The sequence below is a fragment of the Variovorax sp. Root411 genome, from assembly GCF_001425205.1.
Taxonomy (GTDB): Bacteria; Pseudomonadota; Gammaproteobacteria; order Burkholderiales; family Burkholderiaceae_C; genus Variovorax.
In genome coordinates this window covers 1-24112 of the sequence record NZ_LMDW01000018.1, presented here as the reverse complement: position 1 = coordinate 24112, position 24112 = coordinate 1, and the positions used below count along the sequence as shown (strand labels likewise).

24 protein-coding genes and 1 pseudogene are annotated in these 24112 nt (G+C 69.0%); 11 read left to right on the top strand and 14 right to left on the bottom strand.

Going from position 1 to position 24112, the window contains the following annotated elements:
- Nucleotides 1–42: 42 nt before the first annotated feature.
- From rpoH to ftsY, 3 genes are all read right to left on the bottom strand, one after another.
- Complete coding sequence (gene rpoH, locus ASC92_RS22030; RefSeq protein ID WP_056520018.1) at nt 43–984, bottom strand: RNA polymerase sigma factor RpoH; 942 nt, start codon at nt 982–984, stop codon at nt 43–45.
- A gap of 97 nt (nt 985–1081) precedes the next feature.
- A complete protein-coding gene (locus ASC92_RS22025; protein ID WP_056520015.1) occupies nt 1082–1546 on the bottom strand; it encodes a DUF962 domain-containing protein in 465 nt (154 codons plus the stop codon).
- A gap of 145 nt (nt 1547–1691) precedes the next feature.
- Nucleotides 1692–2942 (bottom strand): signal recognition particle-docking protein FtsY, encoded by a 1251-nt coding sequence (gene ftsY, locus ASC92_RS22020; protein WP_056520012.1) that lies wholly within the window; start codon nt 2940–2942, stop codon nt 1692–1694.
- A 29-nt stretch (nt 2943–2971) separates the two neighbouring features.
- Here ftsY and ASC92_RS22015 point away from each other — a divergent pair, with 29 nt between their 5' ends.
- Both ASC92_RS22015 and ASC92_RS22010 read left to right on the top strand, forming a co-directional pair.
- Nucleotides 2972–4411 (top strand): M16 family metallopeptidase, encoded by a 1440-nt coding sequence (locus ASC92_RS22015; RefSeq protein WP_056520009.1) that lies wholly within the window; start codon nt 2972–2974, stop codon nt 4409–4411.
- Between the two features lie 18 nt (nt 4412–4429).
- A complete protein-coding gene (locus ASC92_RS22010; protein WP_056520006.1) occupies nt 4430–5803 on the top strand; it encodes a M16 family metallopeptidase in 1374 nt (457 codons plus the stop codon).
- A gap of 4 nt (nt 5804–5807) precedes the next feature.
- On the opposite strand, the gene ASC92_RS22005 is transcribed toward ASC92_RS22010, so the two are convergent.
- Nucleotides 5808–6722 carry a LysR family transcriptional regulator ArgP gene (locus ASC92_RS22005; protein ID WP_056520004.1) on the bottom strand — a complete coding sequence of 305 codons (915 nt, stop codon included), beginning with the start codon at nt 6720–6722 and terminating at the stop codon, nt 5808–5810.
- A 75-nt stretch (nt 6723–6797) separates the two neighbouring features.
- On the opposite strand from ASC92_RS22005, the gene ASC92_RS22000 reads away from it, so the two are divergent.
- Genes ASC92_RS22000 through pcp form a run of 7 tightly spaced genes read left to right on the top strand, consistent with a single transcriptional unit; the run spans nt 6798 to nt 11796 of the window.
- On the top strand, nt 6798–7433 hold the full coding sequence (locus tag ASC92_RS22000; RefSeq protein WP_056520001.1) for a LysE/ArgO family amino acid transporter: 636 nt from the start codon (nt 6798–6800) through the stop codon (nt 7431–7433).
- A gap of 34 nt (nt 7434–7467) precedes the next feature.
- A complete protein-coding gene (locus ASC92_RS21995) occupies nt 7468–8121 on the top strand; it encodes an RsmD family RNA methyltransferase (RefSeq protein WP_056519998.1) in 654 nt (217 codons plus the stop codon).
- A gap of 43 nt (nt 8122–8164) precedes the next feature.
- Nucleotides 8165–8668 (top strand): pantetheine-phosphate adenylyltransferase, encoded by a 504-nt coding sequence (gene coaD / locus ASC92_RS21990; protein WP_056519994.1) that lies wholly within the window; start codon nt 8165–8167, stop codon nt 8666–8668.
- Nucleotides 8669–8674: 6 nt separating this feature from the next.
- A complete protein-coding gene (gene pxpB, locus ASC92_RS21985) occupies nt 8675–9337 on the top strand; it encodes a 5-oxoprolinase subunit PxpB (protein ID WP_056519991.1) in 663 nt (220 codons plus the stop codon).
- A complete protein-coding gene (locus ASC92_RS21980) occupies nt 9334–10332 on the top strand; it encodes a biotin-dependent carboxyltransferase family protein (protein WP_056519988.1) in 999 nt (332 codons plus the stop codon). The genes pxpB and ASC92_RS21980 overlap by 4 nt, the downstream gene beginning before the upstream one ends.
- A gap of 35 nt (nt 10333–10367) precedes the next feature.
- Complete coding sequence (pxpA, locus tag ASC92_RS21975) at nt 10368–11108, top strand: 5-oxoprolinase subunit PxpA (protein WP_056519985.1); 741 nt, start codon at nt 10368–10370, stop codon at nt 11106–11108.
- 25 nt (nt 11109–11133) lie between these two features.
- The gene (gene pcp / locus ASC92_RS21970) at nt 11134–11796 is read left to right on the top strand and encodes a pyroglutamyl-peptidase I (RefSeq protein WP_056519982.1); all 663 of its coding nucleotides are present in this window, start codon (nt 11134–11136) and stop codon (nt 11794–11796) included.
- Between the two features lie 14 nt (nt 11797–11810).
- Here pcp and ASC92_RS21965 read toward each other — a convergent pair whose 3' ends face one another.
- Nucleotides 11811–12521 (bottom strand): alpha/beta fold hydrolase, encoded by a 711-nt coding sequence (locus ASC92_RS21965; protein ID WP_056519979.1) that lies wholly within the window; start codon nt 12519–12521, stop codon nt 11811–11813.
- Between the two features lie 41 nt (nt 12522–12562).
- Here ASC92_RS21965 and ASC92_RS21960 point away from each other — a divergent pair, with 41 nt between their 5' ends.
- A complete protein-coding gene (locus ASC92_RS21960; RefSeq protein WP_056519977.1) occupies nt 12563–13264 on the top strand; it encodes a histidine phosphatase family protein in 702 nt (233 codons plus the stop codon).
- A gap of 16 nt (nt 13265–13280) precedes the next feature.
- Here the strand turns inward: ASC92_RS21960 and ASC92_RS21955 are convergent, their stop codons facing one another.
- The 3 genes from ASC92_RS21955 to ASC92_RS21945 form a co-directional block, all read right to left on the bottom strand.
- Nucleotides 13281–14876 carry an N-acyl-D-amino-acid deacylase family protein gene (locus ASC92_RS21955; RefSeq protein ID WP_056520369.1) on the bottom strand — a complete coding sequence of 532 codons (1596 nt, stop codon included), beginning with the start codon at nt 14874–14876 and terminating at the stop codon, nt 13281–13283.
- Between the two features lie 149 nt (nt 14877–15025).
- Entirely contained in the window at nt 15026–16384 is a 1359-nt protein-coding gene (locus tag ASC92_RS21950; RefSeq protein ID WP_056519973.1) for a tetratricopeptide repeat protein, read from the bottom strand.
- Between the two features lie 42 nt (nt 16385–16426).
- Nucleotides 16427–16825 (bottom strand): tautomerase family protein, encoded by a 399-nt coding sequence (locus ASC92_RS21945; protein WP_056519969.1) that lies wholly within the window; start codon nt 16823–16825, stop codon nt 16427–16429.
- Nucleotides 16826–16936: 111 nt separating this feature from the next.
- Here ASC92_RS21945 and ASC92_RS21940 point away from each other — a divergent pair.
- Nucleotides 16937–17776 (top strand): annotated as a pseudogene (locus ASC92_RS21940) (LysR family transcriptional regulator); the annotation flags it as partial.
- A gap of 248 nt (nt 17777–18024) precedes the next feature.
- On the opposite strand, the gene ASC92_RS21935 reads toward ASC92_RS21940, so the two are convergent.
- From ASC92_RS21935 to ASC92_RS21910, 6 genes are all read right to left on the bottom strand, one after another.
- Entirely contained in the window at nt 18025–19425 is a 1401-nt protein-coding gene (locus ASC92_RS21935; RefSeq protein ID WP_056519966.1) for an amidase, read from the bottom strand.
- Nucleotides 19416–20903, bottom strand: a complete 1488-nt coding sequence (locus tag ASC92_RS21930; RefSeq protein WP_056519963.1) for an ABC transporter substrate-binding protein — start codon at nt 20901–20903, stop codon at nt 19416–19418. The genes ASC92_RS21935 and ASC92_RS21930 overlap by 10 nt, the downstream gene beginning before the upstream one ends.
- A gap of 253 nt (nt 20904–21156) precedes the next feature.
- A complete protein-coding gene (locus tag ASC92_RS21925; protein ID WP_056519959.1) occupies nt 21157–21984 on the bottom strand; it encodes an ATP-binding cassette domain-containing protein in 828 nt (275 codons plus the stop codon).
- Entirely contained in the window at nt 21981–22970 is a 990-nt protein-coding gene (locus ASC92_RS21920) for an ABC transporter ATP-binding protein (protein WP_056519955.1), read from the bottom strand. Before ASC92_RS21920 ends, ASC92_RS21925 begins: the two co-directional genes overlap by 4 nt.
- 8 nt (nt 22971–22978) lie before the next feature.
- Nucleotides 22979–23857 carry an ABC transporter permease gene (locus ASC92_RS21915; protein ID WP_056519951.1) on the bottom strand — a complete coding sequence of 293 codons (879 nt, stop codon included), beginning with the start codon at nt 23855–23857 and terminating at the stop codon, nt 22979–22981.
- Nucleotides 23854–24112: ABC transporter permease subunit (locus tag ASC92_RS21910; RefSeq protein ID WP_157609105.1), on the bottom strand; the 259-nt coding region annotated here is incomplete at its 5' end. The genes ASC92_RS21915 and ASC92_RS21910, both read right to left, overlap by 4 nt.

Sequence of the window (24112 nt, the reverse complement as noted above, 5' to 3'; positions counted from 1 at the left end):
CGGGAGTACCGGGCTTACTTGTCAGGTCGGAGGGGCCAAGGCCTATGCGTACTCCGCGAGCGCCTTCTTCATCTTCTTCATGGCCGCCACTTCGATCTGGCGGATGCGCTCGGCGCTCACGCCGTACACCGCGGCCAAGTCGTGCAGCGTCATGCCGCCCGAGCCGTCGTCGTTGACCTTGAGCCAGCGCTCTTCCACGATGCGGCGGCTGCGGTCGTCCAGCGCTTCGAGCGCGGTGGCGATGCCGTCGCTCGACAGGCGGTCGCGCTGCTGCGATTCGAGCAGTGCGGTGGGTTCCTGCGTGGCGTCGGCCAAGTAGGCGATCGGACCAAAGGCTTCATCACCGTCGTCCGACGGGCCCGGATCGAGCATGACGTCGCCGCCCGACAGGCGGGTTTCCATCTCGAGCACTTCCTCGGGCTTGACGTTCAGCCGCGTCGCCATCTGCGACACCTCGTCGGGGCTCAGCGTCTCGCGGTGCGTGCCGTTGTCGGCCGCGGCCGAGTCGGCCTTGAAGCCCTGCTTCATCGAGCGCAGGTTGAAGAACAGCTTGCGCTGGGCCTTGGTCGTCGCGACCTTGACCATGCGCCAGTTCTTCAGGATGTACTCGTGGATCTCGGCCTTGATCCAGTGCATGGCGTAGCTCACGAGGCGCACGCCCTGGTCGGGGTCGAAGCGCTTCACGGCCTTCATGAGCCCGACGTTGCCCTCCTGGATCAGGTCGCCGTGCGGCAGCCCGTAGCCCAGGTACTGGCGGGAAATGGACACCACGAGGCGCAGGTGCGACAGCACCAGCGCGCCGGCGGATTCGAGGTCGTTGTGGTCGCGCAGCTTGCGTGCGAAGCCCTGCTCTTCTTCGAGCGTGAGCAGCGGCAGGCGGTTGGCGGCCGAAATGTAAGCGTCCAGGTTGCCCAGCGGGGGAACCATCGACCATGGGTTGGCGACGGCCAGCTGGTTGGCAGAGACTCCAGACAGCGTTGTCATCAGGGAAACTCCTTTGTGTGGGCCATATTAGCACTCGATTAGAGGGAGTGCTAAACCAAGGGTTCCCTTGAATTTCTATCGTCGCGATAGAGCAGGGCTACCAGCGTACCCCCAGCTTTAGGAAGAGCTTGGACAGCACGAACAACGGTCCGACCCAGAGATATTGGATGTCTTCGAAGAACGAAGGTTTCTTGCCCTCGATCCTGTGGCCCACGAACTGGAAGATCCAGGCCACCACAAAGATAGCGGCTGAAATCGGCAATACAAGTCCGCCCATCGCATGCACCAGCGCCAGGGCCAGCGCGGTCAGGGCGAGCATGGCCAGCAGGAAGGCCGGCGAGCGCAGCAGGGCGTAATAGACGAGGCTGGCGGCCACGAAGCCGTACGCCACCCAGGCATGGAGCGCGAACAGCAAGCCAACGATGCTCAGCATGATGGCCGGGATGGCGATGAAATGGATCAGTTCGTTGGTCGGATTGCGGTGGCTCTCCTCGTAATGGGCGAGCAGCCGGTCGACCTTGCGGTCGCTCGATTCCAGCGGGGCGGCAGCGGTGTGCGTCATGGCAAGTCTCCGGGGCGCCGTGAGATGCGGCGAGACATTCGATGGTGCCTACGCCAAGGCCCGATGGCAAGCGCGCCCGCCATGAAATTGCTATGAAAAATGTAGCGTCAAGAACCACGCCTGCCGCGCACGGCGGGGCCGTTTTTTATCCGAGCAGCGCCTGCGCGAACTCGCGCGCGTCGAAGGTCTCTAGGTCTTCGAGCTTCTCACCTACGCCGATGAAATAGACCGGAATCGGCCGTTCGCGCGCGATGGCGCACAGCACGCCGCCCTTGGCAGTGCCGTCGAGCTTGGTCACGACGAGGCCGGTGAGGCCCAGCGTCTCGTCGAAGGCCTTGACCTGTGCGAGCGCGTTCTGCCCGGTGTTGCCGTCGATCACCAGCAGCACCTCGTGTGGCGCCGTCGTGTCGGCCTTGGTGACGACGCGCTTGATCTTCTTGAGCTCGTCCATCAGGTGCAACTGCGTCGGCAGGCGGCCGGCCGTGTCGACCAGCACCACGTCCTTGCCGCGCGCCTTGCCGGCGTTCACTGCGTCGAAGCTCACGGCCGACGGGTCGCCGCCCTCGTTGCTCACGATCTCGACCGTGTTGCGGTCGGCCCAGACCAGCAACTGCTCGCGCGCCGCCGCCCGGAAGGTGTCGGCTGCGGCCAGCAGCACGGAGGCGCCTTCGTCGGCCAGGTGCTTGGTGAGCTTGCCGATGGAGGTGGTCTTGCCCGCGCCGTTGACGCCGGCCACCATGATGACGGTGGGCGTGAACCGGCCAATGACCAGCGGCTTCTCGAGCGGGCGGAGCAGGTCGGCGATGGTTTCGGCCAGCAGCACCTTGACCTGCGCCGCGTCGGTGGCCATCTGGCGCTTGACGCGGCCGCGCAGGTCGTCGAGCAGATACTCGGTCGCCTTCACGCCGGTGTCGGCCATCAGCAGGGCGGATTCGAGCTCTTCGTACAGCGCGTCGTCGATCTGCGCGTTGACGAACACGGCCTGGATGCCGGTGCCGGTCTTGCGCAGGCCGGTCTTGAGCTTATCGAACCAGCCCTTGCGCTCGGTGGCGACGGCGGCTTCGATCGTTGGTGTTGGTGTTGGTGCTGGTGCTGGTGCTGGTGCTGGTGCAGGAGCCGGCGCGGGCGTAGGCGCAGGGACCGGTACGGGCGCTGCCACGATCGGCGGCGCGGCAATAGGCGCAGGCGCAGGCGCCGGGGACGGCACGGGTGGCGTTGCAGGCGGGGGCGCAGGAGGCGCTTCTTCAGCCGCCGGCTTCGAACCGAACCAGCTCGAAGGCGAGAACACGGAGCGTGCCGGTGCGGGCTCCGGGGCGGGCGCCGGCGCGGCCGGCGGGTTGGCCGCCGGCGTATCGGGGGTCTCGGCAGGCGGTTTTTTCTTGAAGAAACTGAACATCGGGAGCTTTTTACAATCCGACCCATTCTATGAAACACCTCCCGCCACGCCGTGCTGCGTCTGGTGCGGTGCTGGCGATGGCGCTTCTGGCGCCATGGGCCATGCCTGCGCAGGCCCAGACCGATTCGACTTCCGCCGCCGCAGCCGCGGCGCCCGGCCCCCAGCAATTCACGCTTGCCAACGGCATGACGCTGATCGTCCAGCCCGACCGGCGCTCGCCCACGGCGGTGCAGATGGTCTGGGTCCGCGTGGGCTCGATGGACGAGGTCGACGGCACCTCGGGCGTGGCACATGCGCTCGAACACATGATGTTCAAGGGCACCAAGGACATCAAGCCCGGCGAGTTCTCGCGCCGCGTGGCGGCCCTCGGTGGCCAGGAAAACGCCTTCACCACCCGCGACTACACCGGCTACTACCAGCAGATCCCGGTCGGCAGCCTCGAGCAGGTGATGAAGCTCGAATCGGACCGCTTCGCCAACAACCAGTGGCCCGACGACGAGTTCAAGCGCGAGATCGAGGTCGTCAAGGAAGAGCGTCGCCTGCGCACCGAAGACCAGCCGCGCGCGCTGCTCGGCGAGCAGCAGAACGCCGCCGTCTTCACCGCCTCGCCCTACCACCGCCCCGTGGTCGGCTGGATGAGCGACCTCGACGCCATGACGCCCGAGGACGCGCGCGCCTTCCTCAAGCGCTGGTACGTGCCCGCCAACGCCGTGCTCGTGGTGGCCGGCGATGTCGACGTGGCCCGGGTGCGCGCCATGGCCGAGAAGTACTACGGCCGCATCGCCTCGCGCGCCGTGCCCGTGCGCAAGCCGCGCACCGAGCCGGCGCAGCGCGGCATCCGCCGTGTCGAACTGAAGGCGCCGGCCGAGCAGGCGTACGTGTCGCTGGCCTTCCGCATACCGCAGCTCGCCAACATCGACGATGCGAACAGCGACGCCTGGGCGCTGGTGGTGCTGTCGGCCGTGCTCGACGGCTACACCGGCGCCCGGCTCGATCGCGCGCTGACCCAAGGCCCCGACCGCGTCGCCGATTCGGCGGGGGCCTATTCGGGATTCATCGGCCGCGGCCCGCAGCTCTTCATGCTCGACGGCGTGCCGGCCGCCGGAAAGAGCGCCGAGACGGTTGAGGCCGCGCTGCGTGTCCAGGTGGCGCGCGTCGCCAGGGACGGCGTGGGCGAAGCCGAACTGGCCCGCGTCAAGACCCAATGGGTGGCGAGCGAGACCTACAAGCGCGACTCGGTGATGGCCCAGGCGCGCGAACTCGGCAGCAACTGGATCCAGGGCCTGCCGCTCGACGCCAGCGAGCGTATCGTTGCCCGGCTGCAATCCGTCACGGCCGCCCAGGTGCAGGCGGTGGCCGCCAAATATTTCGGCGACGACCAGCTCACGGTCGCCACGCTGCGCCCCCTGCCGCCCGAAGCCAAGCCACGCGGCCGCGGCTTCGCGGCGCCCGCGGGCGAAATGCGCTGAAAGACAGGTCCCGATTCCATGAAAACTCTCAAGAAGATCGCGCAATGCGCGCTGTTCGCAGGCGTCACCACCATCGTGGGCATCACCAGTGCCCAGGCCGCGCTGCCCATCCAGCAATGGACGCTGGCTAACGGCGCGAAGATTTACCTGGTGGCGACCAACGCGCTGCCGATCGTCGACGTGCAGGTCGATTTCGACGCCGGCAGCCGCCGCGACCCCGCGGCGCAGGCCGGTCTGGCCAGCAGCACCGCGACCATGGTGGAGAAGGGCGTGCGCGCCGGCAAGGGCGGCGAACCGGCGCTCGACCAGAACGCCCTGGGCGAAGCCTGGGCCGATCTGGGCGCCAGTTTCGACGTGAGCGCGGGCACCGACCGCACCAGCTACTCGCTGCGCACGCTCTCCGATCCCGCGTTGCTGAACAAGGCGGTCGCGCTGGCGTCGCGCGAGATCGGCGAGCCGGCCTTTCCCGACGATGTGTGGCAGCGCGAACGCGAACGCATCAACGCGGCCATCAAGGAAGCCAACACCAAGCCCGCGACCATCGTGGGCCGCGCCTTCGCCCACGCGGTGTACGGCGTGCACCCCTACGGCCAGGAAGTGACGGAAGAGACACTGGCGCGCATCGACATCGCCGCCATGCGCCAGCGCAACCAGCAGCTCATCGTGCCGTGCCGCGCCAAGCTCAGCATCGTGGGCGCCGTCACGCGCGTCGAAGCCGAGACGCTCGCGACCACGCTGCTGTCGCGGCTCCCGGCGCCAGGGTCCTGCACACCGCTGCCGGCCATCGCGCCGGTGGCCGCGCTGGCGGCGCCGAAGGACGAGCGCATTCCCTTCGACTCGGCCCAGGCCCACATCTTCGTCGGCCAGCCCGGCTATCCGCGCAAGGACCCCGACCACTTCGCGCTCACGCTGGGCAACTACGTGCTCGGTGGCGGCGGTTTCGTTTCGCGCCTGATGAACGAGGTGCGCGAGAAGCACGGCCTGACCTACAGCATCTACAGCGGCTTCGCCCCGGGGCTCGATGCGGGTGCCTTTCGTGTCGGCTTCCAGACCCGGCCCGACCAGGCCGAGGAGGCGGTGAAGATGTCGCGCGAAGTGCTCGCCAGGTTCGTGGCCGAGGGCCCGACCGCCAGCGAGCTCAAGGCCGCGAAGGACAACCTGATCGGCGGCTTCCCGCTGCTGCTGGACAGCAACCGCAAGCTCATCGGCAACGTCGCCAACATCGCCTGGCATGACCTCCCGCTGGACTATCTCGACACCTGGACCGCGCGCATGAACGCGGTCACGGCGGCCGACGTGAAGGCGGCCTTCCAGCGCAAGCTGCAGCCCGAGCGCATGGTGACGGTGGTGGTGGGCGGCAAGGACGCCAAGACTGCCAAGGCGCAGCCGTAACCGGTCACGCCAGCGCGTGCGGGCCGCGGCGGGCGGCCGCGCGCACCGCCGCCCCCAGCCTTTCGAGCAGCCGCGGCGCGGCGCGCGCCTGCTGCCAGTAGAGCGGCACCGGCAGCGTCGAGCCGGGCTCCAGCTCCACCAGTTTCCCTTCGCGAACAGCATCGGCCACCATGCTGGCCGGATGCATGCCCCAGCCCATGCCCGCGCACGCCGCCTCGACGAAGGCATTGGGCGAGGGAATCCAGTGGCGCGGCGTCTCCACGTTGCGGTGGCAGATGCGCCGCACCCAGCGCGCCTGCAGCCGGTCCTTGCGGTCGAACACAAGGCTCGGGGCGCTCGCCAGCGTGCGGGCGCCCACGCCCTTGGCGAAATGCTCGCGCACGAACGCGGGGCTGGCCGCCGCCACATAGTGCATCGTGCCGAGCGCCTCGCTGTTGCAGCCCGCCACCGGCTGGGCCAGCGCGGTGACCGCCGCGAGCACCGCGCCGCTGCGCAGCCGTTCGGCCGTGTGGTCCTGGTCGTCTACCGTGAGGTCGAGCAGCGCAGCCGGTTCCGGTGCGGCGAAGGCCGCGGCAGCCGCCATGAACCAGGTCGCAAGGCTGTCGGCGTTGACGGCCACCCGCACCGTGACGCGCTCGCCGCCCGCCTTGTCGCCGCCCATGCCGAGCGCGGGCAGGGCTTCGCGCAGTTCGTGCTCCAGCATGCCCACGCGTTCGACGTGCCGGCACAGTTGCAGCCCGGCCTGCGTTGCGACGCAGGGCTGGCCGCGCACCAGCAGTGCGCCGCCGGTGCGTTCCTCCAACTGCTTGATGCGCTGCGACACGGCCGAGGGCGTGACGTGCAGCGCGCGGGCGGCGCGTTCGAAGCTGCCCTCGCGTACGACGGCGGCGAGGGCGTTCAGGGCGGCGTAGTCGAGCATGGTGATGAAGAGAAACTGAATTAGCGTTAGAAAGTTTAGTTTGAGTTAACTGGCATCCAGCGGCAAGCTCGAAGCATGCAAGCCGTCCACGCCACCACTGCCTTCGCCAACGGGCTTTTCATGAGCCTGGTCCTCATCGTCGCCATCGGCGCGCAGAACGCCTATGTGCTGCGCCAGGGCTTGCGCCGCGAGCACGTGGGCGCGGTGGTGCTGTTCTGCGCGGCCATCGACGCGGTGCTGATCGGCGCGGGGGTGGCCGGCATGGCGCAGGCGCTGCAGGGGCGGCCGATGCTGGCCACGGTGCTCGCCGGGCTCGGCGCGGCGTTTCTCTGCGGCTACGGACTGAAGGCGCTCTGGCGTTCGCGCCGGTCCGCGGCGCTGCAGGCCACGGCGCGGGGCGTTTCGCTGTCGCGCGCGGCCGTGGTGGCGCAGGCTGCCGGCTTCACGCTGCTGAACCCGCATGTCTATCTCGACACTGTGCTGCTCGTGGGCAGCGCTGGGGCGCAGTACGCGGGGCTGCTCAAGTTGTGGTTCGTGGTGGGTGCGGCCACGGCAAGCGCGTTGTGGTTCACCTCGCTGGGCTTCGGCGCAAGGCTGCTCGCGCCGGTGTTCGCACGTCCGCGCGCTTGGCGGATGCTCGATGCGCTCGTCGGCGGAACCATGCTCGTGCTGGCGGCCATGCTGGCGCGGCGCGCACTGGCTGGAGTCTGAGAAGGCGCCCGTGCGGCAGCGTTAAGCTCGCCGCATGCCCCAGAAAGCCGCCCCCGCCAAACATCCCTCCGCACCTGCTGCACCCAAGCGTCCGTCGCGGCCCAGCGAAGTGCGCATCATCGGCGGCGAATGGAAGCGCACCCGCCTCGCCGTGGCCGACAAGCCCGGCCTGCGCCCCACGCCCGACCGCGTGCGCGAAACGCTGTTCAACTGGCTCGCAAGCCTGGCCGGCGCCGGTGGCGGCGAACTGCCCGGCTGGCAGTGCGTCGACGCCTTCGCGGGCACCGGCGCGCTCGGCTTCGAGGCCGCCTCGCGCGGCGCCGCGAACGTGCTGCTGTGCGAGCAGGACGCCGCACTGGCCGCCCAGTTGCAAGCCACGAAGACCAAGCTGGCCGCCGAGGCCGTGCGTATCGAGCGCGGCAACGGGGTGACCGCGCTCGAACGGGTGCCGGCCGGCAGCCTCGATGGCGTGTTCCTCGATCCGCCGTTCGACAGCACGGCGCTCTACGAGCCGGCGCTGCGCGCTGCCGCGCGCGCGCTGCGTGCCGGCGGCTCGGTATACCTCGAAGCGCCGCGCCGCTGGAGCGATGAAGAACTTGGCGCCTTCGGCCTTGTCGGTTTTCGTTACCTCAAAGCCGGCGCCGTTCACGCCCATCTGCTGCGGCCCGCGGCGGATAGGACTGCATAATCCGCCGGACAAGCCGCACCGGCAGCATGAGGAAGAAGCAACCATGGCCAGCAACGTGATCGCGGTTTACCCCGGCACCTTCGACCCCATCACCCTCGGTCACGAGGACGTGGTGCGGCGCGCAACCCAGCTCTTCTCCAAGGTGATCGTCGCGGTCGCGGCGGGCCACCACAAGAAGGCGCTGTTCACGCTCCCCGAACGCATGGACATGGCCCGCGATGCCGTGAAGCCCTACAGCGACCAGGTCACCGTCGAGAGCTTCTCGGGCCTGCTGCGCGACTTTGTCGTGGCGCGCGGCGGCAAGGCCATGGTGCGCGGCCTGCGCGCCGTGACCGACTTCGACTACGAGTTCCAGCTCGCGGGCATGAACCGCTCGCTGATGCCCGACGTCGAGACCGTGTTCCTGACGCCCAGCGACAAGTACCAGTTCATCTCCAGCACTTTCGTGCGCGAGATCGCCATGCTCGGCGGCGAAGTCCACAAGTTCGTCTCCCCCAACGTGGAGCAGCAGCTCGCGGCCAAGGTCCGCAACTTGGGCCGTGAATAGGTCGGGATGAGCGGCACCCCGTCGCCCCGGCTGCACCTGCTGGGCGATGCAGCACTGCTGTGCGAGCTGCCCGCGCCGGCCACGCTGGTGCAGCAGCAACGCATCTGGGCGCTGGCCCGGCAGGCGCAGCAATGGCCGGGCGTCGGCGAAACGCTGCCGGGCATGAACAACCTCACGCTCACATTCGACCCGACCGCGATCGACCTGGACACGCTGGCCGCGAACGTATTCGAGGCCTGGCCGAAGCTCGCCCCCGGTGCCGTCGAGGGCCGGCTGGTCGAGATTCCCGTGGCCTACGGCGGCGAGGACGGGCCTGACCTGGCCAATGTCGCGGCCCACACCGGGCTCACGCCGGCCGAGGTAGTGCGGCGCCACAGCGGCGCCGAGTACGTCGTCTACCTGCTGGGCTTCCTGCCGGGCTTTGCCTTCATGGGCGGGTTGCCGCCCGAACTGGCCACGCCGCGCCGGGCCGAGCCGCGCACCGCCGTGCCCGCGCGATCGGTGGGCATCGGCGGCGAGCAGACCGGCATCTACCCGCTGGTGTCGCCGGGCGGCTGGCAGCTGATCGGGCGAACCTCGCTCGAGCTGTTCGACCCCACGGCCGAATCGCCCACCCTGCTGCGCCCCGGCGACCGCGTGCGCTTCGTTGCAGAAAGCGTGCAGGCATGATCGCCGTGCGCAAACCCGGCGTGCTTGCCTCGGTGCAGGACCTGGGCCGGCACGGCCATCGCGAGCTGGGCATCTGCCCCGGCGGTGCGCTCGACGTGCTATCGCTCGCCCTGGCCAACCGGCTCGTCGGCAATGCCGACGGCGCGGCCGGCCTCGAACTCACGATGGGCGGCTGCGAGCTGCAGTTCGAAGCCGCCACGCGCATCGCTCTCACCGGCGACGGCTTCGGCGCCAGCCTCGACGGCGTGCCGCTGTGGCCCTGCTGGAGCGTGCCGGTCGCGGCCGGCCAGACGCTCAGGCTCGCCGGCGCCAACACGCCCGGCGTGAAGAAGACCGGCCTGCGCAGCTGGCTCGCGGTGGCGGGCGGCATCGACGTGCCCCCGGTCCTCGGCTCGCGCAGCACCGACCTCAAGGCCGGCTTCGGCGGCCTCGAAGGCCGTGCGCTGCGCAAGGGCGACCGGCTCCCGACGGGCGCCTCGCCTCTCGATGCGGCGCAACGCGAACGCCGCCCCTTCGGCCTGCGCGGTCCCGATTGGGGCCCCGACGAAGACGACGGCGCCATCGTCCTGCGCGTGCTGCCCGGCCCCGAGTTCGAGCTGTTCACGCCGGCCGCGCGCGAGCTGCTGTGGGGCGAGCGCTGGCGCATCACGCCGCAGAGCAACCGCATGGGCAGCCGGCTCGCGGGCGCCGAACTCAAGCGCAAGCACAGCGGCGACATGCTCTCGTCGGGCGTGATTCCCGGCACGATCCAGGTGCCGCCCTCGGGCCAGCCGATCATCCTGATGGGCGACGCGCAGACCACGGGCGGCTATCCGCGGATCGGCGTGGTGATCCGCGCCGACCTCTGGAAGCTCGCGCAGGCGCCGCTCAACGGCCAACTGCGCCTCGTGCAGGTCGATCAGCCCAAGGCGCTGGCCGCATGGGCCGCGCAGCAGCGCTACCTGTCGCAGGTGGCACAGGGGCTGGCCGCTGCAGGCTGGCCGAGCGCGGCATAGACTTCGCGGGAAATCGCGAAAAGAGGAAGCCCACCATGCAAATCGACCTCAATGCCGACCTCGGCGAAGGCGCCGGCAACGACGAAGCACTGCTCGCGCTCGTGAGTTCCGCCAACATCGCCTGCGGCTGGCACGCAGGCGACGCGAAGACCATGCAGCAGTGCGTGCGCTGGGCGATGCGCAACGGCGTGGCCATCGGCGCGCATCCGAGCTTCCCCGACCGCGAGAACTTCGGCCGCAGCACCATGCACCTGCCGCCCGACGAGATCGTGGCCAACGTGCTCTACCAGGTGGGCGCGCTGGCGGCCATCGTGAAGGCCGAGGGCGGCAAGCTCTCGCACGTGAAGGCCCATGGTCAGCTCTACAACCAGGCCGTGAAGGAGCCCGAGCTCGCCGAGGCGCTGTGCGAGGCCGTGCGCCGCTTCGACCCGTCGCTCAAATTCTTCGGCCTCGCGGGCAGCAACATGATCGACGCGGCCCGCCGCGCCGGACTCGCACCCGTGGAGGAAGTGTTCGCCGACCGCGGCTACATGCCCGACGGCAGCCTCGTGCCGCGCAGCCAGCCGGGTGCGCTGATCGAAAGCGAGGCGCAGTCGATCGCGCAGACGCTCTCGCTGGTGCGCGACCGCCGGGTGACCGCCATCGACGGCAGCGTCGTGCCCGTCAATGCGCAGACCGTCTGCCTGCATGGCGACGGCGCGCACGCGCTGGCCTTTGCGCGCCGCATCCGCGAACGGCTGGAGCAGGAAGGCATCGCCGTCCGGGCGCTGGCCTGACAGCGCGAACGCGAAAGACAAGGTCTTGGCCGCAAAGCCCATCGACGTCCTGCTGACCGGCTTCGATCCCTTCGAGCAGGAAGCCATCAACCCTTCATGGGAAGCCGTTCGCGCACTCGACGGCTGGAAGCTCGGCCGCGCGACGGTGCATGCGCGCCAGATGCCCTGCGTGTTCGGCGAGGCCATCGACGTGCTCTCCAGCGCGATGAACGAACTCCAGCCGCAACTGGTGCTCTGCATCGGCCAGGCCGGCGGGCGCGCGGAGGTGACGCCGGAGCGCGTCGCCATCAACATCGACGATGCCCGCGTGGCCGACAACAAGGGCCGCGAACCCGTCGACATGCCCGTGGTGCCCGGGGCTCCGGCGGCGTACTTCTCGACGCTGCCGATCAAGGCCATGGTGCGCGAACTGCGCGCGGCCGGCGTGCCGGCCTCGGTGTCGAACAGCGCCGGCACCTTCGTCTGCAACCACATCTTCTACGGGCTGATGCACCGCATCGCGACGCACCCGGTGCCGGGGCTGCGCGGCGGCTTCATCCACATTCCGTACCTGCCCGAGCAGGCGGCGCGCTTTCCGGGGGCGCCGAGCATGTCGCTGGAAACGATGATCGCGGCCCTGCGCATCGCCGTGGGCACCGCGCTCGCGGTGAAGCACGACATCGTCGAAACCGGCGGCCAGCTGCACTGAACCGCCGAGGCGGCTCAGGTGCCGGGGAAATGCTTCGCCAACCAGCCGTTGAGCGCGGCGTTGACGAACCTGGGCTTTTCCATCGTCAGCATGTGGCCGCAGTCGGGCACCCACGCGACTTGTGCCTGCGGCAGCAGCGCCGCCATCTCGCGCGTGCACTCGGGCGGCGCGAGCCGGTCGTCGTCGCCGCACACCAGCAGCACCGGCACGCGCAGAGACGCAAGATGCAGCCGCGCATCGGGCCGGCGCATCACCGCGCGGTTCTGGCTGATGAGCTGCTGCGCGCCCGCGCCGAGCACGATGTCGAGATAGCGCTGCACCAGCACCTGGTCGGCCGCCTGCGCGGGGTGGAAAGCGAAGTAGACGTTCGGCTCGATCACGTCGCGCACCTCGCCGCGCTCGAAGTATTCGATGGCGCCTGCGCGCAGCCTGGACATGTCGGGCGTCTCGGGCCGCGCGCTGGTGCCGAGCAGCGCGAGCCCCGCGATGCGCCCGGGCGCCTGGCGGGCAGCTTCCATGGCGACCATGCCGCCCATCGAGGCGCCGCACAGCACCAGCGGGCCGTCGTTGTCGCGCAGCACGGCGGCGGCCATGCCCTCGATGGTGTCGTGATGCCGCTGGGCGTCGCTCACGCGGGCGCCGAAGGCGGGGGGAAGTGCGGACAACTGGGCCTCCCAGATGCGCTCGTCGCAAGCGAGGCCGGGCAGCAGGATGAGTTTGGGCATGGAGAGAGATTCTGCGCGAATGCGGTGGAAAATGGACGCCCATGCCAACGCCCAAGCCCGACACCACCACCGACCTGATCCTCATTCGCCACGGTGAAACCGCCTGGAACCGCGAACTGCGCTTCCAGGGGCACGCCGATGTGCCGCTCAACGACATCGGCCACGAGCAGGCCCGCCGCATCGGCCTGCGGCTGGCCGGCGAGAGCGCGGTGCAGCACATCATCAGCAGCGACCTGATGCGCGCGCAGCAGACGGCCGCGCCCGCCGCGTCGCAGCTGTCGCTGCCGGTGGTGACTTCGGCGGGGCTGCGCGAGCAGTTCTTCGGCGTGGTCGAGGGCATGCGCTCCGACGAGATCCAGAGCCTGCATCCGCGTGCCTGGGAAGAATGGCTGGAGTTCCGCGAGGACCACGCCATGCCCGAGGGCGAGACGGCGCGCGAATTCCACACGCGCATCATCGCGGCGCTGGGCAGCATCGCCACGGCGCACCGGGGGCGGCACCTGATCGTGGTCACGCACGGCGGCGTGCTCGACATGGTGTGGCGCACCGCCAGGGGCCTGAGCCTGAGCGGGCCGCGCCGCAGCGACATTCCGAATGCGGGCTTCAACCGCATCCGCATCGCCGATCCGGCCGAGCCCGAGGCGATCGAGATCGTGGAATGGGCCGACACGCGGCACCTGGCCGACCTGCCGGCGCAGCCGACCTACGACCAGACGCGGCACCTGAAAGACAAGGAAGACTGAGGCCGGGCAAGCGGCCTCAGCCGCAGCTGCCCGCCTTCGGCGTGCGCAGCAACGGCAGCCCAGCGCCAACGCCCGTGGGCTTGCCGCCGTCGACCGCGAGCTGCCCGTTCACCAGCACCGTGCTTACGCCCTCCGACAGCAGCGTAGGCTGCGTGTAGGTGGCCTTTGCCGCATAGCGCGCCGGGTCGAACACCACCACGTCCGCGTAGTAGCCCGGGCGCAGGTGCCCGCGCTGCTTCAGCCCCAGCGTGTCGGCCGTGAGGGACGAGCTGCTGCGGATGAACTGCGCCAGCGAGATCGTGTGCTCCTTCACCACGTACTGGTCGTACTTGCGCGCGAAGGTGCCGTAGGCGCGCGGATGGCCCAGCGACGAGTCGGACGAGGTCATGACCCACGGCCGCTTCATGAAGGCGCGCACGTCGTCGTCGCTCTGGTTGAACGACGCGATCATCAGGTCGCCGTCGCGCAGCACCGCGATGGCGGCATCCACCGGATCGGCATTCGACGCCTTGGCCACGTCGGCCAGCGTCTTGCCCACGTACTTCGTGCTGCCGGCCGAGAACAGGATGGTCTCGGGGCCGCCTCGCAGCCGCAGGTTCTCGCGCATGTCCTTGCGCAGCCGCTCCTGCTGAGAGGCGTCGTCGAAGCGCTGCAGCGTTGCCGCGCGGCCGCCTTCGTTGGCCCAGGGCGGCAGCAGCGCGGCCGAGAAGCGCGTGCTCGACGCAGTCCACGGATAGTGGTCGGCCGTGATGTCCAGCCCGCCCGCGCGTTCCTTCTCGATGCGTTTGATGATGTCGCCGCTCTGGCCCTGCACGTCGACGCCCAGCGCCTTGATGTGCGCCACGTGCACCGGCAGCTTCGCCTCGTGGCCGATGCGTATCACCTCGTCGATGGAGCCCTTGAGGCCGATGTTGTACATGGACTCGTCGCGGATGTGGCTGTCGTACAGGCCGCCGTGCCGCGCCGCCACCTTCGCGAGCTCGATGACCTCCTCGGTCTTCGAGAAGTTCTGCGGCGTGTAGAAGAGCCCCGTCGAAAGGCCCAGCGCGCCCTCGCACATGCCCTGGCTCACGTGCTTCTTCATCGCTTCGAGCTGTTCGGCGGTGGGCGCGCGGTTGGCCTCGCCCAGCTCGCTCATGCGCACGGGGCCGAAGCCCACGTACATGGCCACGTTGGTGCCCATCGGCGCGGCGCGCAGCTTCTGCGTCTGCGCGGCGATGTCGAAGCCGCCGAAGCCGTCGTTGCCGATCACCGCGGTGGTCACGCCCTGCGTGATGAACGGGATGTTGAGGCGCTTCTTCGGGTCGTTCGAGTGCAGGTCGGCATCCGCGTGCGTGTGGGCGTCGATGAAGCCCGGCGCCACCACCATGCCCGTGGCGTCGATCACGCGCCTTGCCGTGAACTGCGCCGGCGCCGCCTTACCCGCGAACACGATGCGGTCGCCCGCGATGCCGACATCGCTCACCACTGGCGTGTCGGAGTCGCCCGTGTAGACGGTGCCGCCGCGCAGCAGCAGGTCGAGCACGATGGGCGCTCCGTCGGCGGCATGCAGGGTGGGTGCGAAGGGGGCGAGGGCCGAGAGAACGGCCAGCGTGACGAGAGACTTGTGCATGGGCATTGGGGCCTTGATGAGGCCTTGAAGGCGTCTTGTCGATAGGGAGCGGCCAGTTTAGGAGCCGCCTCCACGCCATCGCCAATTCCTTTTGCACCATGCCCCATGACCTGAAGGCATGGGCTGCCGGGCAGTGCTCGCAGATGCGCTCAGGCGTGCGTCGTAAGCGGCCCGAGGCCGAGGCGCTCATACACCGCCGCCGTCTGCCGGCGCAGGCGCAGCGACTCGGGCTGGCCGTTGAGCTGCTGCTGCAGGATGCCCTGCGCAGCCGTCAGCGTGGCCTCGGAGCCGGTGCGCACGAGCGCGTCGAGGTACAGCTGCTCGAACAGGTCGCGCTGCGCGTGGCTGCCGCCGATCTCGATCATGCACGGCAGGGCCGTGCCCAGCCCTTCGATGGCCGCCGCGAGATCGCCGCGCGCGTGCGCCACCAGCCCGTGCGCGGCCGGCACGCAGACGCGCTGCCATGCCGCTCGAGTCGATGCCGGCGCATGCGGCGCGAAGGCCACGATGTTGCGCAGCAGCACATCGGCCTCGGGTCGGCCGGCGCGCGCCAGACCGTAGAGGTACTGCAGATCGAGAAAGGGCAGCACGTGGTCGGCCTGCCGCTGCAGCAGATAGCCCGCCACGTCGTCCCAGCGGGCGCCCACGTCGATACCCGCGAGCTCCAGCCGCGCGAGCAGCGAGACGGCGCCGATCTGGTCCTGCGAGTAGTCCTTGACCACGCCCCAGGCGCGCTCGTCGTACACCGCGAGCGCATCGGCATCACGGCCCAGGTCGATGAGGAACAGCGCCACATGCCACCAGTTGTGCGTGACCATGAAAGAGTTGAGGCCGATCCAGGTGTCGCTCACGCTCTCCATGAACGCCAGGCCTTCCGAGAGTCGGCCCTCGGTGAGCATCACGTGCGCCAGCGCATGGTGCGCCCACGGCTCCTTGCGGCACATGGCGATGGCGCGGCGCGCGCTCGCCTCGGCCTCGCGCATCAGGTGGCACTGCTCGTAGCCGAAGGCCGCCATGCCGTGCACGTAGGGCACGTCGGCTGCATGCGGCAGCGCCGCCAGCGCGAGCTTCAGCATGCCGGGGCAGTCGCCGGTGTTGAAACAATGGTACTGGCCGAGCTTGACCGACACCAGGTCGCGCGGATGCTCGCGCGCCTGCTCGGCATGCAGCGCGATGGCGCGTGCGATGTCGCCATCGGCCCAGGCCTCGACGGCCGCGATGTATCGCTGCTCGCGCGGGGTGGCGCGCGCGGCGCCGGCACGGGCCTTCGCGAGGAATGGGCGGGCGTTGACGACGGACTCCCGCGACTCGGCGAACAGGTGCAGCGTGGCGCAGTAGGCCTGCACGATCGGGCTCGCGTCGGCTTCGGCCACGGCGAGCAGGTTGACCGCACGCGCCTCGGTCGAGATGAAGCCCATGACGAAATCGTCGACCAGCGCCAGGCTGGTGGGGTCGTCGAGGGTGAGGGTGTTGCCGAGGCTGTCGGCGAGCGTTTTTCCGGGGGGCATGGCGGCATCGTGCCATGCCCCCGGCGATGCTTCAACGACCCATCAGACGCCGGCTTGCTGGTGGCGGTACTCCTGCGTCTTGCCGCCGTAGCCGTAGGCCGCGCCGCGCGCATCGATCACGTGGATGTACGACACCTCGTGCAGGTCCGGCCGGATCTTCGCCATGGCTGCATGCACCTCGCGCAGATAGCGCGCCTTCTCGGCCTTGGTATTGGTCTCGTCGGTGACGCTGATGTCGAGGTGGAACGCCGACTTGCCGAGCGAGGCCAGCATCTGGCCGCCAATGAACCAGGCGTCGGCGGCGATGTACTGCACGGCGATGGCGATCACCGGCAGCTGCTTGCCGAGCACGCTCCGGGTGAGTTCGGCGACCGTGTCGACGGTCTTGCGAGTGAGGGCGGCGTCGGGTTCGCCGGAGAGGTGGACGACGATGTGGGGCATGGTGGACTCCTTGGTGAATGAGTGGTCGATGGAGTGATTGTGGGCAATCCTTAACCATCGGAAAAGCAGGAAGATATGATGTATTTCATCGGATTAACCAATGGATAGGTCATGCAAGGATTCGATCTGGAACAACTGCGTACGCTGGCTGCGGTCGTCGATGCGGGCAGCCTGACGGCCGCCGCGCCGCGCGTCTTTCTTTCGCAGTCTTCGGTCAGCGAGCAGATCCGCAAGCTGGAGGAGCGAGCGGGGCAGTCGCTGTTCACGCGCAGCAAGGCGGGCGTTTCACCCACCGAGGCGGGCGTGCGCTTGCTGGCCTATGCCCGGCGCATCCTGGCGCTTAGCGACGAAGCGTTTCGCGATCTCCACGGCGAAACGCTGCAGGGTGAATTGCGCCTCGCCGTCACCGACTACTTCCGGCCGGGCGACCTGACGCGGCTGTTGGGGCGGCTCGGCGAAAGCTATCCGCAGGTCCGGCTGCATGTCAGCATCCTGAAGAGCGATGCGCTGCGGGCGGCGTATGCGCACGGCGATTTCGACGTGGGCCTCGCGATGAACATCGCCGGGGTTTCCGCCGCGCAGGCCAGGGGCGCGGTGCTGCGGCGCGAATCGCTGGTGTGGCTCGGTGCAGAGGGCATGCGGCTCGCACGCGGTGAGCCGGTGCGGCTGCTGGCCTTGCCCGACACCTGTTCGCTGCACCAGTTCACCGTGGCGCTGCTGCGGCGCCGGCGCGTGCCTTATGCGCTTGCGCATGTGGCGTCCGGCGTCGCGGGGCTGCAGTCGGCATTGGCTGCGGGGCTGGGCGTCGCGTGTCTCAACGAGTCGGCGATCAGCGACGGCGTGGCGCGGCTGGCAACGCCGCACGGGCTGCCCGCCTTGCCTCGCGTCGCGTTCCAGTTTCTTCCGGGGCGCAAGGGGGAAACCGAGTTCGTGACGCGGACTCGGGAGATGCACAGGCCGCCGGGTACTCCCCTGCGCGAATGTCCCCCGCTTCGCTCCTCCTTTATTTCGCTGCGGGGAGCACCCGACGCCCTGTGCACGGGGCACGCCGCTGGTGTGCGGCCGATCAACAAGTGCTCTGAACGATCACGACGGCGGGGTGCCTTGCGCAGCGAAATAAAGGGGGAGGCCGAAGGCCGGAGGACATTCGCGGAGCAAGGTATCCCGTCGGCGTGATCGCGCCCCGAACAGCGCAATCCCTAGCGTCCCGGCACCACGGGCCACGGCCGCTGCGGCTCCCGGATCTGCTCGAATGCACGCGACACGCGCAACACCCCGAGGTCGTCGAATCGCTGCCCCGCTATCTGCAACCCGATCGGCAACCCACTCGCCGAGTACCCGCAGTTCACCGAAGCCGCCGGTTGTTCCGACATGTTGAACGGCACCGTGAACCCGATGTGCTCCAGCGGACGCAGGGGATCGTTCGTGGGCGAGGGCGCCTCGGCTGCCGCTGGCATGTTCGGCGACACGGGCGAAATCACGTAGTCGAAACGCGCGCATGCGGCCACCGCCGCCACACGCGTGGCGTGGAACTGGCTGAAGCCGCGGAACACATGCTCGCCGCTGAATTCGGCCGCACTCTCCGCCCATTCGCGGATGTACGGCAGCACCTTCGCGCGCTGGTCCGCGCGCAGGCCCTTCATGTCCACCAGCGAGCGCATGCGCCAGAGGTGGTCCATGCCGTCGAGCATGGCTTGCGACATGAACGGCTGCATCGGTTCGATCACCGCGCCGGCTTTCTCGAGCAGCCGCGCGGCGTTTTCCACCGCCGCCTGGATCTCGGGCTCGACCGCCAGTCCGCAACCCGCGTCGAGCAGCAGCCCGATGCGCAGGCCGCGCAGATGGTCCGGTGCCACGTCGAAGCCTGCCCAGGCGATGTCCTGCGGCGGCAGGCTCATGCTGTCGCGTGCGTCGGGCCGAGACAGCGCCTGCATCAGCAGTGCTGCATCGCCCACCGTGCGGGTCATCGGCCCTGCCGCGCGGCCCATGTAGGGCGGGTCGATCGGAATGCGCCCCAGGCTGGGCTTCAGCGTGAAGATGCCGCACCAGCTCGCGGGCAGGCGCAGCGACCCGCCGATGTCCGTGCCCAGGTGCAGCGGGCCGTAGCCGGCAGCCGCCGCCGCGGCAGCTCCTGCGCTGGAGCCGCCCGGCGTCAGGCGCAGGTCCCAGGGGTTGCGCGCCAGCGTGTGAAAGCTCGACAGCCCCGAGGACAGCATGCCGTAGTCCGGCATGGTGGTTTTGCTCACGATCACCGCACCGGCTTCCTTGAGGCGTGCGGCCGGCGGCGCGTCGGCCGCAGCGGGCTTCAGGTCGACCGCGGCGGTGCCCGCCGGCATCGGGTCGCCGCGCGTGGCGATGTTTTCCTTGATGGTCGCGGGCACGCCGTCGAGCGGGCCGAGCGCATCGCCCCGCAGCCAGCGCGCTTCCGACGCGCGCGCCTGTTCGAGCGCGGCCTCGGGCCTGAAGAGCCAAGTGGCTTGCAGGTGCGGTTCCCAGCGCTCGACGTGCGCGATCACCGCCCGCGTGACCTCCACCGGCGAGAGTTCGCGGCTGCGGTAGGCGGCGGCAAGCTCCTGCGCGGACAGGTCGCTCAGCCCCACGACAGTGCCGACAGGTCGTTGACGAAGATCGGGTTCTCTTTCCAGATGCCCTTGACGTTCTTCTTCGCGACGGTCGGGAACTGCGGCTGGTACAGGAAGCCGTTGGCCGCGTCGGTGGCCAGCATCTTCTGCGCGTCGCCGAGCAGCTTGTTGCGCTCGGCCGCGTTGCCGGTGGACTTGATCTTGTCGAACAGCGCGTTGAAGGCCTTCGACTGGTAGCCCCAGTAGTAGTCCGGCTTCGAGTAGTTGCCGAGGTCGAAGGGCTCCACGTGCGAAATGATCGACAGGTCGTAGTCCTTGTTGCCGTAGGTGCCGCTGAGCCATTGCGCCCATTCCACGTTCTGCACCTTCACCACGATGCCGATCTTGGCGAGCTGGGCCACGATCACCTCGCCGCCCTGGCGCGCATAGGGCGGCGGTGGCAGCGTCATCGTCAGTTCGAGCGGCGTCTTCACGCCGGCCTCGGCCAGCAGCTTCTTCGCCTTCTCGATGTCGAAGGGGTTGATGCCCGTGGTGTCTACATAGCCTGCCGCGCCCGGCACGTAGTGGCTGCCGATGGGCACGCCGAAGCCGTCGGCCGCGCCTTCGATCACGGCCTTGCGGTCGATGGCCGCAAGAATGGCGCGGCGCACGCGCACGTCGTCGAGCGGCTTCTTCCTGTTGTTGATCGACAGGATGGTCTTGGCGCGCGAGCCCGCCAGGATGACCTGGAACTGCGGGTTCGCCTTGAACTGCGGCACCACGCGCGTGCCGATGCGCGCGAACACGTCGACGTCGCCAGAGAGCATGGCTGCCGCCTGCGCGGCCGTGTCGGAGATGAAGCGGAACGTGACCTTGTTGATCTTCGCGGTGGCGGGGCTGCGGAAGCCTTCCCACTTGCTCAGCGTGAGCGACGAGCCCTTGGCCCAGTTGTCGAGCTTGTAGGGGCCGGTGCCGACCGGTTTGCCGGCGTTGGTCTCGGCGCTCTTGGGCTCGACGATCACGGCCGTGGCCTGGCCTAGCACGAAGGGCAGGTCGGGGTCGATTTCCTTGTTGATGACGACGACGGTGTAGTCGTCCACCACCTGCGTCGCGAGGTTGGCGAAGGTGCGCTTGTCCTTGTTGGTGCTCTTCTCGCCGCCCGCGCGGTCGAACGAGAATTTGACGGCGGCCGCATTGAAGGGTTCGCCGTTCTGGTACTTCACGCCGCGCCGCAACTTGAAGGTGTAGGTCTTCAGGTCGGGCGAAATTTCCCAGCTCTCGGCCAGCAGCGGTGTGACGCTGCCGTCGGCGTTGATCTTGGTGAGCGTCTCGAGGATGTTGTAGTGCACCACCTCGGCGATGGCTGCGGCGGCGCCGGTGGTGGGGTCGAGCCCTGGCGGCTCGAGCGCCATGCCGATCACGATGGCGTCCTTCCGGCCCTGCGCCATGCCGGCGAGCGGGGTGGCCAGCGCAACGGTGGCGCCAGCGGTGGTGAGAAGGGTGCGGCGGTTCAACATACGTGTGATCTCCGGATAGACAAGCCAGGTTCGAATGGCGACTGCTCCGGCGTGCCCCATGCCCCGAAGGGAGGCGCGACGCCGCGAAAGACACGACACGCAGCACGAAAGATGCCACGTGCGCAGCCGGTCATTCTCTCGCAGTGGGTGCGCCGCCGTGCGGTCCGCGAGCCGGTTTTTCCTCGGGACGTTCCCGTAGGCTGTCCCGCCACGGTGATCAACTGCGGCGTCCTCGGCCAGCGACGCTTCGGTGTCAGGCGGCCAGCAGCGTGCCGCCCGCGGGCGTGCGTGGCACCGCGTCGAGCAGCGTGCGCGTGTAGGGATGCTGAGCGTGGTGGAAGAGTTCGGCGGGCGGACCCTGCTCGACGATCTTGCCCTTCCACACCACGCACACTTCATCGCACAGGTGGTTGACCACCGCGAGGTCGTGGCTGATGAGCAGGTAGCTGATGCCGAACTGCTGCTGCAGGTCCTGCATGAGGTTGAGCACCTGGGCCTGCACCGACACGTCGAGCGCGCTGACGGGCTCGTCGGCGACGATGAGCTTGGGGCGCGTGATCAGCGCCCGCGCGATCGCGATGCGCTGCCGCTGGCCGCCCGAGAACTCGTGCGGGTACTTGTCCATGTCGGTGGTGCGCAGGCCGACTGCGGCCAATGCTTCGGAAGCACGCTCGCGCTGTACGGCGCGGCTGGTCTCTGCCAGCGCTTCGAGCGGCTCGGCGACGATGCGCGCCACGGTCTGGCGCGGGTCGAGCGAGCCGTAGGGGTCCTGGAACACCATCTGGAAATCGCGCCGCGCGGTGCGCAGATCGGCCTTCGACAGCGTGTGCAGGTCGCGGCCTTCAAGATGCACGCTGCCCGAGGTCGGCGTATCGAGCGCCATCACGAGGCGCGCGATGGTCGACTTGCCCGAGCCCGATTCGCCGACGATGCCCACGCTCTTGCCGGCCTGCACCTCGAAGCTCACGCCGTTGAGCGCCTTCACGGTGGGCGGCGGACCGAAGAGTTTCTCGCGCGGCAGCGCGTAGTGGCGCACGAGGTCGGTGACTTGCAGCAGCGGCGAAGCGGTGTTTGCGCTCATGGTGCGATGGCCCCTTGCGCGGCGATTTCTTCCAGCCGGATGCAGCGGACCGCATGGTCCGGCGGGAGCATCGTGGCCGGGGGCCTGGTGGTCTTGCAGGCGTCGATGGTGTAGCTGCATCGGCCCGCGAACGGACAGCCCGGCGGCAGGTCGACCAGCTCGGGCACGCTGCCCTTGATGGTGGCCAGGCGCAGGCCGCGCGGCGCTCCGATGGCGGGCCGCGCGGCGAACAGGCCTTGCGTGTAGGGATGGGCGCGGCGCGCGAACACGGCCTCGGTCGGGCCACTCTCGACCACGCTGCCGCCGTACATCACGAGCATCTTCGATACCGTCTGCGCGATCACGCCGAGGTCGTGCGAGATCAGGATCAGCGCCATGCCGCGCTCGGCCACGAGGCTCTGGATCAGTTCGAGGATCTGCTTCTGGATGGTCACGTCGAGCGCGGTCGTCGGCTCGTCGGCAATCAGCAGGTCAGGCCCGCAAGCGAGCGCCATCGCGATGCCGATGCGTTGGCGCTGGCCGCCGGAGAACTGGTGCGGGTAGGCGTCGAGGCGCGAGGCCGCATCGGGAATACCCACGCGTTCAAGCAACGCGAGCACTTCCTTGCGCGCCTCGGCCTTCGAGAGCCCGCGATGCAGCCGCAGCGGTTCGCCGACCTGGCGCGCAATCGTGTGCACCGGGTTCAACGCCGTCATTGGCTCCTGGAAGATCATGCCGATGCGGTTGCCGCGGATCTGGCACATGGCCTTTTCGTCGCGGCCGACGAGTTCGGTGCCGTCGAAGCGGATGCTGCCCGCGATCTTGGCGCTAGACGGCAGCAGGCCCATCAGCGACATCACGGTGATCGACTTGCCGCAGCCCGATTCGCCGACGATGCCCAGCGTTTCGCCACGCTGCAGCGTGAAGCCGATGCCACGCACGGCCTTGGCGGGGCCGCGCTGCGTCTGCAGTTCGATGTGGAGGTCTTCGACTTCGAGCAAGGGCATGGCGCTTCTTATCTTGCGCGCGCGAGGCGCGGGTCGAGCAGGTCGCGCAGGCCGTCACCGAGCAGGTTCAGGCCGAGCACCGCGAGCGCGATGGCCATGCCGGGGAACACCGCGAGCAGGGGCGACTGGAACATCATCGTCTGCGCCTCGCTGAGCATGCGGCCCCACGAAGGCTGCGGCGGCTGCGTGCCCAGGCCCAGGTAGGAGAGGGCGGCCTCGGCCAGGATGGCGATGGCGAAGCGAATGGTGATCTGCACGATCAGCACGGCCGAGATATTCGGCAGCACGTGCTGCATCGTGATCGCGAAACTGCCCTTGCCGCAGGCCCGCGCGGCGGCCACGTACTCGCGCGACCAGATGGCGTTGGCCGATGCCCGCGTGATGCGCGCGAAGGTCGGGATGTTGTAGATGCCGATGGCGATGATCGCGTTGACGATGCCTGCGCCGAACACCGCCGTCATCATGATGGCCGAGAGAATCGCGGGGAAGGCGAGCGAGAAGTCGGTGAGCCGCATGATGGCTTCCTCGACCCAGCCGCGCTTGGCGGCCGCCAGCAGACCCAGCGCCGTGCCTACCACGAGGCCGATGCCGACCGCGATCACGCCGACAAGGATCGACGCGCGTGCGCCGACCAGCAGCAGCGAAGCCACGTCGCGGCCGTAGGTGTCGGTGCCCAGCCACTGCGCGCCCGTCGGCGGCTTCAGCTTGTTGGCCATGTCCATGTCGTAGGGCGACCATGGCGTCCAGGCCAACGAAACGGCGGCGGCGAGCAGAAGGAGCAGCGTCAGTGCGCCGCCCAGCACGAAGCTGCGGTGGTGCAATGCGCGGCGCCAGAAGCTCGGAACCTTGAGCGCCGCAGCACTCGGGGCGGTGATGACGGAGCTCATATGTCGCTGGCCTTGATGCGCGGGTCGATCACTGCGTACAGCACGTCGACCACGAAGTTCACGATCACCACCATGGCCGCCAGCAGCATCACGCAGTTGCGCACCACGATCAGGTCGCGGTTGCTGATGGCCTGGAAGATGAGGCGGCCCAGGCCCGGCAGGTAGAACACGTTCTCCACCACGATGGTGCCGGCCAGCAGCTCGGAGAACTGCATGCCCATGACCGTGATGACGGGGATCATCGCGTTGCGCAGC

Coding starts and splice junctions, on each gene's coding strand:
- rpoH (WP_056520018.1), bottom strand. CDS start 984: ATGACAACGCTGTCTGGAGTCTCTGCCAACCAGCTGGCCGTCGCCAAC.
- ASC92_RS22025 (WP_056520015.1), bottom strand. CDS start 1,546: ATGACGCACACCGCTGCCGCCCCGCTGGAATCGAGCGACCGCAAGGTC.
- ftsY (WP_056520012.1), bottom strand. CDS start 2,942: ATGTTCAGTTTCTTCAAGAAAAAACCGCCTGCCGAGACCCCCGATACG.
- ASC92_RS22015 (WP_056520009.1), top strand. CDS start 2,972: ATGAAACACCTCCCGCCACGCCGTGCTGCGTCTGGTGCGGTGCTGGCG.
- ASC92_RS22010 (WP_056520006.1), top strand. CDS start 4,430: ATGAAAACTCTCAAGAAGATCGCGCAATGCGCGCTGTTCGCAGGCGTC.
- ASC92_RS22005 (WP_056520004.1), bottom strand. CDS start 6,722: ATGCTCGACTACGCCGCCCTGAACGCCCTCGCCGCCGTCGTACGCGAG.
- ASC92_RS22000 (WP_056520001.1), top strand. CDS start 6,798: ATGCAAGCCGTCCACGCCACCACTGCCTTCGCCAACGGGCTTTTCATG.
- ASC92_RS21995 (WP_056519998.1), top strand. CDS start 7,468: ATGCCCCAGAAAGCCGCCCCCGCCAAACATCCCTCCGCACCTGCTGCA.
- coaD (WP_056519994.1), top strand. CDS start 8,165: ATGGCCAGCAACGTGATCGCGGTTTACCCCGGCACCTTCGACCCCATC.
- pxpB (WP_056519991.1), top strand. CDS start 8,675: ATGAGCGGCACCCCGTCGCCCCGGCTGCACCTGCTGGGCGATGCAGCA.
- ASC92_RS21980 (WP_056519988.1), top strand. CDS start 9,334: ATGATCGCCGTGCGCAAACCCGGCGTGCTTGCCTCGGTGCAGGACCTG.
- pxpA (WP_056519985.1), top strand. CDS start 10,368: ATGCAAATCGACCTCAATGCCGACCTCGGCGAAGGCGCCGGCAACGAC.
- ASC92_RS21965 (WP_056519979.1), bottom strand. CDS start 12,521: ATGCCCAAACTCATCCTGCTGCCCGGCCTCGCTTGCGACGAGCGCATC.
- ASC92_RS21960 (WP_056519977.1), top strand. CDS start 12,563: ATGCCAACGCCCAAGCCCGACACCACCACCGACCTGATCCTCATTCGC.
- ASC92_RS21955 (WP_056520369.1), bottom strand. CDS start 14,876: ATGCACAAGTCTCTCGTCACGCTGGCCGTTCTCTCGGCCCTCGCCCCC.
- ASC92_RS21950 (WP_056519973.1), bottom strand. CDS start 16,384: ATGCCCCCCGGAAAAACGCTCGCCGACAGCCTCGGCAACACCCTCACC.
- ASC92_RS21945 (WP_056519969.1), bottom strand. CDS start 16,825: ATGCCCCACATCGTCGTCCACCTCTCCGGCGAACCCGACGCCGCCCTC.
- ASC92_RS21930 (WP_056519963.1), bottom strand. CDS start 20,903: ATGTTGAACCGCCGCACCCTTCTCACCACCGCTGGCGCCACCGTTGCG.
- ASC92_RS21925 (WP_056519959.1), bottom strand. CDS start 21,984: ATGAGCGCAAACACCGCTTCGCCGCTGCTGCAAGTCACCGACCTCGTG.
- ASC92_RS21920 (WP_056519955.1), bottom strand. CDS start 22,970: ATGCCCTTGCTCGAAGTCGAAGACCTCCACATCGAACTGCAGACGCAG.
- ASC92_RS21915 (WP_056519951.1), bottom strand. CDS start 23,857: ATGAGCTCCGTCATCACCGCCCCGAGTGCTGCGGCGCTCAAGGTTCCG.